This window comes from Spirosoma flavus, assembly GCF_054778555.1.
The window spans coordinates 385439-398423 of the sequence record NZ_BAAGZL010000002.1; the positions used below are offsets into that span (position 1 = coordinate 385439).

The window sequence follows — 12985 nt, forward strand, 5'->3', positions numbered from 1 at the left end:
AAATCGAACACAGATGGTTATGAAAAGCGTAGCACTGATCATAACCATCTGTGTTTTTGCTTTTACTGGCCTTACTGCATATTTAGTACTACGCCCCCAACTGCTGGCGGAACTGCAAAATTGTATCCTCAGAAAATTCTGGTGTCGCACCCTGCTTTGTTGCTACGTAAGCTCCTGTAGTACAAGCGAATGACAAGATTTCCTGAGGAGTTTCACCTTGTAACGTTTTGTAAAGAAAAGCAGCCAGAAATGCGTCGCCACTGCCAATAGTATCAGCGACTTTAACCGGAAAACCAGCCTGACGAACAAAGCCGTTTTTATCTAATAATACCGCTCCCTTCTCCCCCAGCGTAACGCACAATTGATCCAGTTCAAAGTGTTCGCGCAGAAATTCCATCGCGGGTTCTACATCAGTCGGCCCATTAAGCCAGCCGCTGATTTCACTTAGTTCATGTTCATTCAGTTTGGCAATATGCGCTTGTTGAATTAGCTCAAGAACCAATGTTTTTTCGTAATGGGGCGCCCGGAGATTTACATCGAACACTTTACGTCTGGCTACCCCTAGCAACGTAGTGAGCGTTTCCCGGCTTTGCGGACTACGTGCCACCAGACTTCCATAAACAAACAGGTCACTGCTACGTACCGCTTCGAGTAAGCCCGGTTCCAGTTGGATGTAATCCCAAGCTACCGGATGCACCAGCTTATATGTAACTTCGTTGCTATCGGATATATTGGCCTTTGCTACGCCCGTCAGGTGCGACTGCCCTACCTGCACCAGTTCGAGCGGGATGCCTTTTCGGCTCAAAAAATCGAGCAGTTCCTGCCCTAGTTCATCGTTACCTACTCTACTGATAAGTTGTGCATTCAGACCAAAATTACGTAGGTCGGCTGCTACGTTCATGGGTGCCCCACCCGGTTGTTTATTAGTGGGCAGTACGTCCCAGAGAATTTCGCCAAAGCAGGTGATTGTCGGTAACATAAAGTTAAGGAATGAAGGTTAAATGCCTAGCCAGAATGCCGTCGGCAAAAGTAAGCAATGTATTCAGGCTTGACTGCATAACAACTGCATGCATCTTTAGTAAGAACTGAAGTAGAGTTTCGTAAGACCACGCTGTTTTAAGGCGACAAAAAAGGAACTAAGTTCGTTTGGTTTATTAGTAATCAGCTCTTCTGGCAAACCAAATCGTTATTTTCTAGAAACTTTTATGACACTTTTGTGCCCTTGATGGTTTTATATTTAATAAACTATAAAGTATGTTTTGTATTTTTCCTATAATTCAAAACCATCTACCCTTAATAAGTAGTTATCTCAAAAGCAAAACCACAGATCATATTAAAAATTACAAGTTCTCATTATAAGACAATTATGGGACATTGATTCGTTTTTCGCCTTTTAAAATTCTACGTATTGTCTTTACAACCATAACCACTATATTTGTATTTATCCAATACTACATACTGTCGCGCGTAACAGGCGATTAATAGTCGGCTTAACGGGTTTATCAGGCCGTAACCGACTCAAACAGGTAACCGTTCGATTATTAACACCTTGCCGAACGAATTCCCACTTATTCAATCAGGCAAAACGATTCGCAACCGGAGCCAACGGCAAATCAGTCAACCGGTTGTTGCACTTCGTTTAGCCTTCACCAGGAAACTTAATCAACATGCATCGTTTTTCAGTAATATACCTGCACAAAAAGCAGTACCATCATATTGATTGTGAAACCCATTCGGAAGCTGACACCCTCCTGGAGCAGTTGAATGCCCAGGAAGAGCATAAGCCGATTGGTATCTACGACGCCAAAACAGAATTATTTTATTGGGAACCTGTACGCCAGCGTCAATACGATGAGGCTACTATTGAAAGGCAGGGCAAAATTGCGACCCATATCATCCAGATTGCGCAGGATCTACGGAGTCGTGACCAGACGGAAACCGCACAATCTAATTCGATTGGGCAGCTTCTTGATGCATAATCCCTGATTATTTAGGTTTTGGGCTGATACGTGCCAACTAAAATTTCACATTTTCACGAACCGGATAGCGTTGGAAGCTAGGGCTTACTACCTTAAACGGAATGCCCAACCTTTGTTCAACAGAAATACCTCCTCACTGAAATCAGTGAGCCACAAACGTCTTTTCGATTTGTTCGAGGCTGGTACCTTTAGTTTCGGGCATCAAACGTAGCACGAACAGCAATTGTAAAACCATCATTATCGTAAAGAACAGGAACGTATTGCCTCCCCCGAACCGCTCGGCCAGGTACGGAAAGGTAAACGTAATGATGGCGGCCATGAGCCAATGGGTGAAGCTCCCCAGCGACTGACCACTGGCACGAACTTCGTTTGGGAAAATTTCGGAGATAAATACCCAGATAACGGCGCCCTGCGAGAAGCCGAAAAAAGCAATGTAGGCAAACAGCAGAATGGGCACCGTCAGACCAAATTCTTCGACGTAAAAAGCTCTGGCAACCAGTCCCAACGTAATAATCAGGCCAACCGAACCGATTTTCATCAGCGTTCGGCGGCCATACTTATCAATCAGATTAAGCGAAATCAGCGTAAAAATAAGGTTTATTAACCCTATTCCGGTCGAAGAGAGCAGAGCCGAACTCTTGCCCAGACCGGTCATTTCAAAAATACGGGGTGCGTAATAAATGATGGCGTTAATACCCGAAACCTGATTAAAAACGGCAAATAATACAGCCAGTGTAATCGGGGTTTTGTATTCGGCCGAAAATAGCCGCGTAGAGCCTCCTGTCTGATGATTGCTCTGTTGGATGGCAATGAGTGTCTGCGAAGCTGTTTCCGGATCAATCATGTTCAGCACTTCCAGCGCTTCGGCCACCTGCCCGCGTTTGAGCAGCAGCCAGCGCGGACTCTCGGGAATATTCAGCACAGCGATCAGAAACACCAGCGAAGGAACGGCCTGAACGCCCAGCATCCACCGCCACGATTCACCGCCAACATCGCGCAGGAGGTAATTCGACAGATAGGCAATCAGAATACCCAATACAACATTGAACTGAAACATGGCAACCAGACGACCACGCGATTTGGGGGGTGAAATTTCGGTTATATACATTGGGGCGGCTACGGAAGATGCTCCAACACCCAGCCCACCTAAAAACCGGAAGACCAGAAAGCTACCCCAGTTGGGCGCCATCGCCGTACCGAGTGACGCTATCAGATAAAGAATGGCTATCCAGAACAGCGTTTTCTTTCGGCCCAACTGTTCAGTCGGGATTCCGCCCAGCAACGAACCAATGACGGTTCCAATCAGGGCGATTGAAACCGTCAGGCCGTGTTGCCAGACATCCAGTTGCCAAAGCGTCTGGATTGACTGCTCGACGCCCGAAATAACGGCCGTGTCGAAGCCAAACAGAAAACCGCCCAGAGCAGCCGTAACAGACCAAAAGAAAAGGCGCTGTTTCTGATTCATCATAGGTTAATTGCGACAAGTCATTTCAGACTTACCTTGCAAACTTACTTAACTTACCTGATTCGGGGTTTTGAGAATTGTTCAAATTATTTCGAAAATGATCAAAAACGATAAAACCCTGGTAAACAGGGTTTTATTTAAAGAATTTCAAAATCTACTTCTAGAAATGTTACGTCAATTTGCAGATTTGTTTCAGCATAATGCCTGCTCGTCCAGGCTACGGCTTTATGAAGGCAACGTAACATCCTTTGGCCGAATTTCCAGCCGGTACCCAACCCCATGTATGGCAATCAACCGAACAGTTGGATCGTCCTGAAAAAGTTTCCGCAAGCGTGACACAAATACATCAACGCTACGTCCGACGATAATTCCTTCGTCTTGCCAGACGGCCTTGAGAATGGCATCCCGTTCGATCACCTGATTGGGTTGGCTGACAAAAAACCGGAGCAGCTTGGCTTCTCGATACGTTAGCGTGTGGCTAGTTGAACCAGATTGGAGCGTTAAAGTAGCCGGATCGAACGTAGATTGACCGATACGTATCAGTTCTGGGGAGACCGGCAACGTATCAGTTGTTTCTTGTGATGAGTTACTACGTCCTGATTTTCGCCAGACAACGTAACCAAGCCCCGTTAGCATTGCGCCGACGCCCAACATCCAACCCAAGGTAGACGTATCGTTTTTCGGCTCAGCATGATGAAAAGAGACCTGCAGATTGTAGCAACCTATTTTTTGCGAACGGCCAGCACACGGAATTTCATTGGGTTTTGCTACATCGAGCTTAGTGTATCCCAACAGCAGTTCATTCCGTTGGCAATCCAGTACCGCTACGTCGTAATCAGCCCGGATGTTATACTGTTTAAGCGATTCTTTAAGTAAGCCAGGAAGTAATTTATAATCAAACGAATGGTCTAGCTTAACAATAAACGTACTGGCATTCGGTTGCTTAACTGGCTCAATCCGGGACGTAGCATCACCCGCCCGACGTAGCAGATGATCAGCCGTCCGACGCAAGGCTAGGTTAACACGCCGGGAAAAATCCACCTGTTCGGTCGCAGTATTTGCGGGAATACCGACATACGTAACAAAACCGCCTAACAGGGCAATGCTGATTATTCCCAAAAGCCCCACCACTTTTCCCATAACCTATCTCATTAACAACGTATTCTTACCCTGTAAAGCTAATGAATAACGATGAGAGATAAACGATCCGCCATAGCGGATCGCTGCACCATCAGTAACTTCTGGCGTCGGCAAACCGCTATGGCGGACCACTTATCTCTCATCTCTAGCATCCTTGCCCCTTCAGTGGTTTTGGAAGCCAGTTCTGTGGGAAAGGCCAGATGATTGGTTTTAGTCTGATAATTCGACGTGCCTGCGTATCTACGCTTCTAGCAGGTTCAATAATCAGGTCGTCGCCAGGCCGGGCGCCAGCCAGAACTTTGGTTACGTCTACAGAATATACAACCTGACGATTATCAGACGCTCCTTCACGGATAAATATACCGTCGCGAATCAGGTAAATATGAAACGGAATTTTAACAGCTTCTTCTGATTCGGGGTTTCCCGATACAACCGCCAATGTGCCTTCACTGTAGAGGGAAAAAGTTTCGTAATTGAGTGATTTCCCATTCAGCAACAACGGATTAGCGTAGAACGTAGGCTTTCCAGCCGGATCAGTTTTGGGACTTTCTTTGGCTACGCCTTTTGTAGAATTAGCCCGTACTGATAACCATACCATACAGGTAGTCACAGCCAGTAAACTCAGGATTTTCTTCATTGGAGTAAGTATTTAAACGGATGGATTGTAAATCAAACCTATAACTACGCTTGTGTTAACGTACCAGAATTTCGTTGTGGGGCAGGGCGTATTGCTCATTCGCTGTAATCAGCACAATAGAATCACCCTTCCGACATCTGGACAGTACGCGCTCAATCGGAATCTGATTGAATTTCTCTTGGGCGAACATCACCAGCGTTTTTGTGCTTTTATCGCGAATGGCAATGCTGAACGGAATCCGGTCGACAGGTTTGCTTTCTGTTTTCGACAAATTCACGGTATTCACCGTCAGTTCGCCGGTTGCCGTTGTCGAAACGCTGCATTTCCCGGTAGGCGTGTACTCATTCACGACCATTTTGCTACCCAAAAACGCAGCTGAACAATTGGTAAAATTTTGCTGGCCCAGGCACAGGTTCGACACGAGAGCACACGCAGGAATAAGGAGGAATTGACGTACGTTTTTCATGATGCTTGTTTTTAGCTGACACCAAGGCAAAACTATAGCCATGCTTCTAAAGCACCGGTAAAGTTCTGTAAAAGGTTGTTAAGGAATTGTAAAACCATAAAAAAACCCGCTACGTTGACACGTAGCGGGCTGGGATTGAATGGTTAACCGACTTGTCCGAAAAGACCGGTTAACGTAGTTAGTGTGTGAGTGTAATGAATTGGGCTGCTACGTTACCGTAGGCCCGTGGTGCGATTAGTGACGAATGTCGATACGCGACATAAACTGCTTCTGCTCAGGACCAACCACAAAGGTGTAAGCACCATCGGGCAGAGCCGACAGGTCGAACCGGCGGGATTCGCCTTTGAACGAATCGGTTTTCACCAGTATGTTCTGAGCATCATAAATCGCTACGTTCGTCTCGTCAACGTTTTTCGATGGCAGCACCACTTCAACTTTATTTTTATCGTATGCGGTCAGCGTTGGTTGTACGAGTTGCTTCAGATTACGTTCGTCCACGTTGATCGTGTTCGCTTTGATCGTAATTCCCTGCGACATCCACCAGGCATCGTTACCAGCCGTCAGGAAGTATTGACCGTCAGGCAGATTGTTCAGATTGAACTGAGTTGGTTTCTGATTGCTTTTGCTGATGGTTCCCCGGTAGAGAATAGTGCCATCCGCATCGATGATCGCTACGTCGACAGCTGCTCCCGGCTTTGTATATACACGTACTTTCTTTGCTTCGGACTTCTGCACTTTCACACCACCCATTCCTGATCCATTGTCGGCTTTGGCACCTCCCATGCCTGCCAGACCCCATACTGACAATAGTACGGCGATTGATAAACGGAACTGTTTCATTGGCTTGAAATATTTAAATTAACCGTGACAAAGGTGGTCGGTTAACTAGGTATAATGCAATAGTAAAAGCCGAATGAAAGTCGTTTTCAACGAATATTCTTTTAAAAGTTCAATTCTCTATTCGTTAAATAGGGCGATTCTAAAAAAAGTGCAAAAAGTCCCTTTAAATTACTCATGAATTGTATTTTTCTAATATTTGTAATTTATAGGACTATATACGTTTGCAACCCTAATTTTCATTCTTATAGTGCAATTGTTAAAAAATGAGTTATAAAGTTGTAGGGTTATGTAGTTGTAAAGTTGGCTGGCGCCAGTGCAATGTTTATGCATCAGCCAACTTTACAACTTTATAACTCTCCTTCCCCTTACATCAGAATATTATCGACGGCTTGCATACGTTGCGGTAAAGCCGTTTCGCCCAGCATATCGCGTAGGTCAATTTCAATATTTCGGCAGATAGCGGTCATAGGAATATCGTTGATGCTGTTCTCGAACGGGTTTTCGCTGGTATCGCCCACCACTTCCATAGTGTTGAACACCCAGGCAATGATGGTATAAAATGGAACGGTCAGCCAAATGTGCCAGCCGCCAACTTTAGCCATCTCGTTAAGCAGTCCATATGGCAATACTGCAATGAACAGCCAGGTAAAGACGTAGCTGAAGAATGCGTACTGCCGGGGAAATGGAAATGATTTGATACGTTCGCAGGCGCCCTGTTGGTTATAAAACTCGGCCAACCAGCGTTCGAGTTCGACGTGGTAATAGTCGGATAAGAAATTGGCATCGCGTAACTGGCGAAGCTGAGCTGACTGCTGACGTAGCAGATACGTAGCAGGATTGGGATGCTTGATAATGGCTTCGATTTCGTCCTGAGCCAGAAAACGACCCAGTTCTACGTCCAAACTGCATTGCCGAAATGCTTCGATACGTTCAATAACGTCGTGCGCCGGATCGTGATGGAGTACCCAAACGGGTTTCTGCCGAAGCTGCACTCGTAACGCCGTTATGTAAGCCAGATGGCGATAAATTAATTGCTGATGAATTTGCTGAACGTCGTGATCCTGCCCGATTCCGTTATTCGATTGCTCTGTTACGTAATCGAGTACCATAATAGCGAAGGAGCGGCTGGCATTGGTGATGCTGCCCCAGATGCGACGAGCCTCCCAAAGACGATCGTAGGATGAATTATTTTTAAATCCGACGTAGAACGCCACGGCTGTACCAATGGTAGCAATCGGCACAAAAGGAACCGCAAGAAATGTCCAGTTGAGTACTACGTATAATCCGCAGATAAGGGATGAATACATCAAAAAGAGCACCACAGAGCGCCAGGCAAATGGGAAAATGATGTGTAGAGGAACCCGTTTGGTTGTAAACATGCAAATGGAGATTAAAAAGTGATTAAGCGCAAATAAGGCCTAATCAATAAAAACACGTAGTGACCATCTCTAGATTGGCTTCAGATTGCCAAACAACGTCTTACAGATCTCCAGGCTTTGTGCTACGTTCTCATTTCGACTACAAATCCCCGCAATTCGACTACAGGAAGCGGATGCCCTAGCCTGACCTTTGGGGCATCATTAAAAGTCAAGTAAACATGATACATCTGAATGAAAGTGAGGGCGCTCAAACCGCTCCAACATCTGTTCCGTCTCCTAAAGTCTGGTTTATAACAGGCGCTTCCCGTGGTTTTGGCCGTGTCTGGACGGAGGCAGCGCTCAAGCGTGGCGATAGAGTGGCAGCCACAGCCCGCTCGTTGGCAAGTATTGCCGATCTTAACGAAACATATGGCGATAATGTGTTAACGCTGGAACTCGACGTAACTAAGCCAGAACAGGTAAAAACGGTTGTAGCAAAGGCGCACGCCCACTTCGGCCGGCTTGATATTGTGCTTAACAACGCGGGCTATTCGCTCGTTGGCACGATCGAAGAAGCCAGTCAAGACGATATTCGATTGCTCTATGAAACAAACGTGTTGGGTCCAGTGGCGGTTATACAGGCGGCTTTACCACTGTTACGTGAGCAGGGCTGGGGGCATATACTGGGCACATCGAGCAACCTCGGTCACGTAACGCTACCCGTCATTGGCTACTACTGCTCGTCTAAATGGGCATTCGAAGCCATTCACGAAAGTCTGGCCGCCGAGGTCAAGGATTTTGGTATAAACGTAACGATTATCGAACCAGGAGCCTATGCAACCGAGTTTGGAAGTCAGGAGTCGTTAAAATTTGCGGCAAATCTTGATATATACGCCGATTTTAAAGCCCATTTTTTTGAGGGTTTACGAAACCTGGAACGCGGTGACCCGGAAGCAACGCCAGAAGCACTTTTCAAAATGGTTGATTCCGAAAATCCGCCGTTACGTTTCTTCCTGGGTAGCCATAATCTGCCCTGGGTACGTACCGCCTACGCTGAGCGGCTAGCGACATGGGAAGCGTGGGAGGGCGTTTCCAATTCAGCGCAGAGTGTGTCAAAATAAAGGCTACCGCCTGAGTTAAGGGTCAGCAATAACTGATACGTTATAGGTATCGGTTATTGCTATATTCATTCATTTAAGATGAAAAAAGAAGAAAATAGCCACCTTAAGTTTAACTCAATTTCGGATGCGCATCGGGTCTTTGGCTTACCGAAACCAGTGCATCCCCTGATCAGTTTGATCAGCCATGCCCACGATCACATTGATATTAGTAGCCTTGCTAACTCTCACATATTGAGTTTTTACAAGATAGCATACAAACCAAAACTGAGCGGAAAACTCAAATATGGACAGGGGCATTACGATTTCGATGAAGGCGGATTACTATTTGCGGCCCCAAATCAGCTAATCGGCCATCCTAGCGATGACACTATTCATGCAGGTGCCTGTTCGCTTTACACACTCCTGATACATCCCGATTTTTTGTGGAATTATCCGTTGGCCAAAAAGATCAGACAGTATGGCTTTTTTTCTTACTCAGCCAATGAAACGCTGCATCTTTCGGAGACCGAAAAAGAAATGATCATCTCCATTTTCCACATGATCGAAAATGAACTGAGCAGCCGTATCGATGATTTCAGCCAGGACGTTGTTGTTTCCCAAATTGACTTATTACTAAACTACGCGAATCGTTTTTACAAACGTCAATTTCTAACCCGGAAAGCGGTTAACAACGACCTGCTTCAAAAGCTGGACGATTTGCTAGACGGTTATTTCACGAACGAAACTTCCGTAAATCAGGGGTTACCAACCGTTCACTACCTGGCAGACCATTTAAATCTTTCGCCAAGTTATTTAAGTGATATGTTGCGGTCGTTGATTGGTCAAAATACGCAGCAATACGTGCATACCAAACTCATTGAGCTGGCCAAAGAAAAACTGTCTACGACCAATTTGTCGGTAAGTGAAGTGGCTTATGCGTTAGGGTTCGAACACTCGCAATCGTTCAGCAAACTGTTTAAAACCAAAACGAATCTCTCGCCATTGGAATTTAGACGCTCGTTCAATTGATTCCTCCTGAAATCGAGAACGGTAAATACGGTAAATGAGCGCAACGGCAGCCTTCTCCTGTAAAGGCTCCCAGTAATTAAATGACCGATGCGTGCACTAGATTGGCAACGAAACATTTATCTGAATGGCTTTGCCGGAAAGAAGCCATTCATTCCTCCCCATTTCGATGAATTAGAGCTGGCTGCCATCGACCGGTTGACTCCAGCCGCAACAGCATACATTGTGGGTGGGGCTGGGCATGAGCTTACCTTGCAGGCCAATCGGCAGGGGTTCAATAAATGGCAGATCGTACCGCGAATGCTACGTAACGTCGAGAACCCTGATCTAAGTGTCGAGCTGTTGGGGCATAAACTGGGATCTCCTCTCCTGCTCGCTCCCATTGGCGTACTTGAAATGGCGCATCCCGAGGCCGATTTGGGCGTAGCAAAGGCAGCTACCGTAACGAATACTCCGTATATTTTTTCGAATCAGGCTTCGGTATCTATGGAAGCCTGTTCGGCGGTGATGGGCGATACGTTACGCCTGTTTCAGTTGTACTGGAGTCGATCCCGCGAATTGGTTAGCAGTTTTGTGGCTCGGGCCGAAGCCTGTGGCTGTGCAGGTATTGTGCTCACCCTTGATACGACTATGCTGGGATGGCGTACGCGCGACCTGGCCCTGGGGCATTTGCCCTTTCTGCACGGAAAAGGATTGGCTCAGTACACCTCCGACCCTGTTTTCGCCCAATTGCTCGACGAATTTCTGCTACGTCCGCCTGCGGCCCGGCCTGCTATCACGCCCACTACGTTACGGAATCTCGTGGCGGCTGTTCGTAAATATCCATCGGGCACGTTTTTGAACAAGCTACGTTCGGGTCGGGCGATGGGAGCGGTTTCGCTCTTTTCCAGTATTTACACCAACCCGACCATTACATGGGACGATCTGGCGTTTATACGTCAGCAAACCCATTTACCAATTCTGTTAAAAGGCATTCTGCATCCCGACGATGCCCGTAAAGCGGTCGATTACGGCATGAATGGTATTATCGTCTCGAACCACGGCGGTCGGCAGGTCGATGGATCAATCAGTGCAATAGAAGCGCTACCAGACGTAGTAGATGCCGTAAATGGCCAGCTACCGGTCTTGTTCGACAGCGGTATTCGGAGCGGGGCCGACGTACTAAAAGCCTTGGCACTCGGCGCCAGGGCCGTTTGTCTGGGACGTCCTTATGTATATGGGCTTGCATTGGGCGGACAGCAAGGCGTTGAAACGGTTATTCAGCACTTGCTGGCCGATATTGAATTAACGCTCAGTTTGAGTGGTTATAAAAGCCTGTCCGAGCTTAGCCCTGACGCGTTGCGGGCTGTTTAAAAAAACTAGTCTTAATTTTAATTATCGACACGTAGCGACCAAACTTGCTTGGTCGCTACGTGTCGATAATTAACCATACTGGTTATCCCGTTGACTAACTCCTACGCCTTTTCAGCCAGAATACTAACCATCCAGTTTACACCAAATTGGTCGGTTACCATGCCGAACGTATCACCCCAGAATTGCTTTTGAAGCGGTGACTTAACTTGTCCATTTTGAGAAAGCGCTTGAAAGTAGCCGGATAATTTGGGTTCGTCGCTACCCTCCAGCGATAAACTAAACGAAGTTTTGGGCTGGTTTTCTGAGCTGTTGGGGTCGTCGCTGGCCAACAGTGCGATGTCGCCGGAAAGTCGGGCATGCATAATTTTCGATTTCACTTCGTCACTGTTAGCCTTGGGGTCGGCATGAGCCTCAGCCGGACCTTCACCGAACGTGGTCAGTAGCAATTCCCCCCCGAAAACATCCTTATAAAACGTCATGGCTTCCCGGCAATTTCCGCCAAAGAAAAGATAGGGGTTGAGTGTTACCTGTGTCATAGCACTTAATTGTTTATTGGTTTATGGTCAGTACGTTTGTTCCTGTCATCGCCATCAGACCTGATTTTGCCTGATACGTCACATTAAACGCATTTAATGTGTTTTCGCCAAACCGGAGTTATTACCAATCAGTTATAACTTGGTCTCGACAATTATACGAAAGAGACAGTACTATTAACCATACTTTGTTACGTTGCTGTTTACTTTTTTAAACCATTATACAGACGTAGCATTTATTTATCATATCCTGTTACCATTCATGGATCAAGTCTTAAAAGGCCAGACGGCCATTATCACCGGCGCCAGTAGCGGCATCGGAGCGGGTGTAGCGAAATCACTGGCCGCAGCCGGAGCCAACGTAGTGGTGAATTACCCAAACGATTCATCGAAACCAGCGGCCGATGCCGTACTAAAAGACATTACCGATGCGGGCGGCACAGGCATAGTGGCGCAGTGCGATGTTAGTCAGGAAGCTCAGGTACAAAAAATGTTCGCCGACGTCGTAGCCGCTTATGGCACTGTTGATATTCTCATTAACAACGCTGGCCTTCAGCGCGATGCCAAATTCGATGAAATGACGCTGGACCAGTGGAATACCGTTATTAATGTCAATATGACGGGACAATTTCTGTGTGCACGGGAAGCGATCCGCGAATTTCTGCGCCGGGGTCCGCGACCGGACGTATCAGCTGCTACTGGCAAAATTATCTGCATGAGTTCGGTTCACGAGCTGATTCCGTGGGCAGGACACGTCAACTATGCTACGTCGAAGGGAGGGATTAAAATGCTGATGCAGTCGCTGGCGCAGGAGTACGGCGACCGCAAAATCCGGGTCAACAGTATCTGTCCGGGAGCCATTCAAACGCCCATCAACCGGCCCGCCTGGGAAACGCCCCAGGCCCTTAACAGCCTGATGACGCTCATTCCCTATAATCGTATCGGCCAGCCGCAGGACATCGGCAACCTCGCTGTTTTTCTGGCTTCCGATCTATCCGACTATATCACCGGCGCCAGCATCTTCATCGACGGCGGCATGACCGTGTTTGAAGGCTTCGCAACGGGAGGATAAGTAATATACGAAGAGT

Annotated in this window: 13 protein-coding genes; 5 read left to right on the forward strand and 8 right to left on the reverse strand. The window is 46.9% G+C overall.

The annotated features are described in order from the left end of the window. Positions 1-88: 88 nt before the first annotated feature. Positions 89-979 (reverse strand): carbohydrate kinase family protein, encoded by an 891-nt coding sequence (locus ACYVF1_RS10635; protein WP_461078434.1) that lies wholly within the window; start codon positions 977-979, stop codon positions 89-91. A 688-nt stretch (positions 980-1667) separates the two neighbouring features. Between ACYVF1_RS10635 and ACYVF1_RS10640 the strand changes: the two genes are divergently transcribed. Next, positions 1668-1979 (forward strand): hypothetical protein, encoded by a 312-nt coding sequence (locus ACYVF1_RS10640; RefSeq protein ID WP_461078436.1) that lies wholly within the window; start codon positions 1668-1670, stop codon positions 1977-1979. Positions 1980-2121: 142 nt separating this feature from the next. Here ACYVF1_RS10640 and ACYVF1_RS10645 read toward each other — a convergent pair whose 3' ends face one another. The 6 genes from ACYVF1_RS10645 to ACYVF1_RS10670 all read right to left on the reverse strand — a co-directional run bounded on the left by ACYVF1_RS10645 (position 2122) and on the right by ACYVF1_RS10670 (position 7906). Continuing rightward, complete coding sequence (locus ACYVF1_RS10645) at positions 2122-3444, reverse strand: sugar porter family MFS transporter (protein ID WP_461080724.1); 1323 nt, start codon at positions 3442-3444, stop codon at positions 2122-2124. A 225-nt stretch (positions 3445-3669) separates the two neighbouring features. Continuing rightward, positions 3670-4584 (reverse strand): winged helix-turn-helix domain-containing protein, encoded by a 915-nt coding sequence (locus ACYVF1_RS10650; protein ID WP_461078438.1) that lies wholly within the window; start codon positions 4582-4584, stop codon positions 3670-3672. A 145-nt stretch (positions 4585-4729) separates the two neighbouring features. Further along, the gene (locus tag ACYVF1_RS10655; protein ID WP_461078440.1) at positions 4730-5221 is read right to left on the reverse strand and encodes a hypothetical protein; all 492 of its coding nucleotides are present in this window, start codon (positions 5219-5221) and stop codon (positions 4730-4732) included. A 55-nt stretch (positions 5222-5276) separates the two neighbouring features. Continuing rightward, entirely contained in the window at positions 5277-5687 is a 411-nt protein-coding gene (locus ACYVF1_RS10660) for a hypothetical protein (RefSeq protein ID WP_461078442.1), read from the reverse strand. 234 nt (positions 5688-5921) lie between these two features. Next, a complete protein-coding gene (locus tag ACYVF1_RS10665) occupies positions 5922-6527 on the reverse strand; it encodes a T9SS C-terminal target domain-containing protein (RefSeq protein ID WP_461078444.1) in 606 nt (201 codons plus the stop codon). 365 nt (positions 6528-6892) lie between these two features. After that, positions 6893-7906: a bestrophin family protein gene (locus tag ACYVF1_RS10670; RefSeq protein WP_461078446.1), complete on the reverse strand. Its 1014-nt coding sequence runs from the start codon at positions 7904-7906 to the stop codon at positions 6893-6895. Between the two features lie 218 nt (positions 7907-8124). Here ACYVF1_RS10670 and ACYVF1_RS10675 point away from each other — a divergent pair, with 218 nt between their 5' ends. From ACYVF1_RS10675 to ACYVF1_RS10685, 3 genes are all read left to right on the forward strand, one after another. Then, positions 8125-9006, forward strand: a complete 882-nt coding sequence (locus ACYVF1_RS10675) for an SDR family NAD(P)-dependent oxidoreductase (RefSeq protein WP_461078448.1) — start codon at positions 8125-8127, stop codon at positions 9004-9006. Positions 9007-9084: 78 nt separating this feature from the next. Next, positions 9085-10014, forward strand: coding sequence for a helix-turn-helix domain-containing protein (locus tag ACYVF1_RS10680; protein WP_461078450.1), 930 nt, complete (start codon positions 9085-9087; stop codon positions 10012-10014). Positions 10015-10101: 87 nt separating this feature from the next. Next, the gene (locus tag ACYVF1_RS10685; RefSeq protein ID WP_461078452.1) at positions 10102-11364 is read left to right on the forward strand and encodes a lactate 2-monooxygenase; all 1263 of its coding nucleotides are present in this window, start codon (positions 10102-10104) and stop codon (positions 11362-11364) included. 101 nt (positions 11365-11465) lie between these two features. Here ACYVF1_RS10685 and ACYVF1_RS10690 read toward each other — a convergent pair whose 3' ends face one another. After that, on the reverse strand, positions 11466-11900 hold the full coding sequence (locus ACYVF1_RS10690) for a VOC family protein (RefSeq protein WP_461078454.1): 435 nt from the start codon (positions 11898-11900) through the stop codon (positions 11466-11468). A 259-nt stretch (positions 11901-12159) separates the two neighbouring features. Here ACYVF1_RS10690 and ACYVF1_RS10695 point away from each other — a divergent pair, with 259 nt between their 5' ends. Continuing rightward, positions 12160-12969 carry an SDR family oxidoreductase gene (locus tag ACYVF1_RS10695; protein WP_461078456.1) on the forward strand — a complete coding sequence of 270 codons (810 nt, stop codon included), beginning with the start codon at positions 12160-12162 and terminating at the stop codon, positions 12967-12969. The last annotated feature ends 16 nt before the right edge of the window (positions 12970-12985 follow it).

Bases quoted from the DNA above. Each gene is read 5' to 3' on its own strand.
- ACYVF1_RS10655 (WP_461078440.1), bottom strand. From the start codon at position 5,221: ATGAAGAAAATCCTGAGTTTACTGGCTGTGACTACCTGTATGGTATGG.
- ACYVF1_RS10650 (WP_461078438.1), bottom strand. From the start codon at position 4,584: ATGGGAAAAGTGGTGGGGCTTTTGGGAATAATCAGCATTGCCCTGTTA.
- ACYVF1_RS10665 (WP_461078444.1), bottom strand. From the start codon at position 6,527: ATGAAACAGTTCCGTTTATCAATCGCCGTACTATTGTCAGTATGGGGT.
- ACYVF1_RS10685 (WP_461078452.1), top strand. From the start codon at position 10,102: ATGCGTGCACTAGATTGGCAACGAAACATTTATCTGAATGGCTTTGCC.
- ACYVF1_RS10695 (WP_461078456.1), top strand. From the start codon at position 12,160: ATGGATCAAGTCTTAAAAGGCCAGACGGCCATTATCACCGGCGCCAGT.
- ACYVF1_RS10660 (WP_461078442.1), bottom strand. From the start codon at position 5,687: ATGAAAAACGTACGTCAATTCCTCCTTATTCCTGCGTGTGCTCTCGTG.
- ACYVF1_RS10675 (WP_461078448.1), top strand. From the start codon at position 8,125: ATGATACATCTGAATGAAAGTGAGGGCGCTCAAACCGCTCCAACATCT.
- ACYVF1_RS10635 (WP_461078434.1), bottom strand. From the start codon at position 979: ATGTTACCGACAATCACCTGCTTTGGCGAAATTCTCTGGGACGTACTG.
- ACYVF1_RS10640 (WP_461078436.1), top strand. From the start codon at position 1,668: ATGCATCGTTTTTCAGTAATATACCTGCACAAAAAGCAGTACCATCAT.
- ACYVF1_RS10680 (WP_461078450.1), top strand. From the start codon at position 9,085: ATGAAAAAAGAAGAAAATAGCCACCTTAAGTTTAACTCAATTTCGGAT.
- ACYVF1_RS10690 (WP_461078454.1), bottom strand. From the start codon at position 11,900: ATGACACAGGTAACACTCAACCCCTATCTTTTCTTTGGCGGAAATTGC.
- ACYVF1_RS10645 (WP_461080724.1), bottom strand. From the start codon at position 3,444: ATGAATCAGAAACAGCGCCTTTTCTTTTGGTCTGTTACGGCTGCTCTG.
- ACYVF1_RS10670 (WP_461078446.1), bottom strand. From the start codon at position 7,906: ATGTTTACAACCAAACGGGTTCCTCTACACATCATTTTCCCATTTGCC.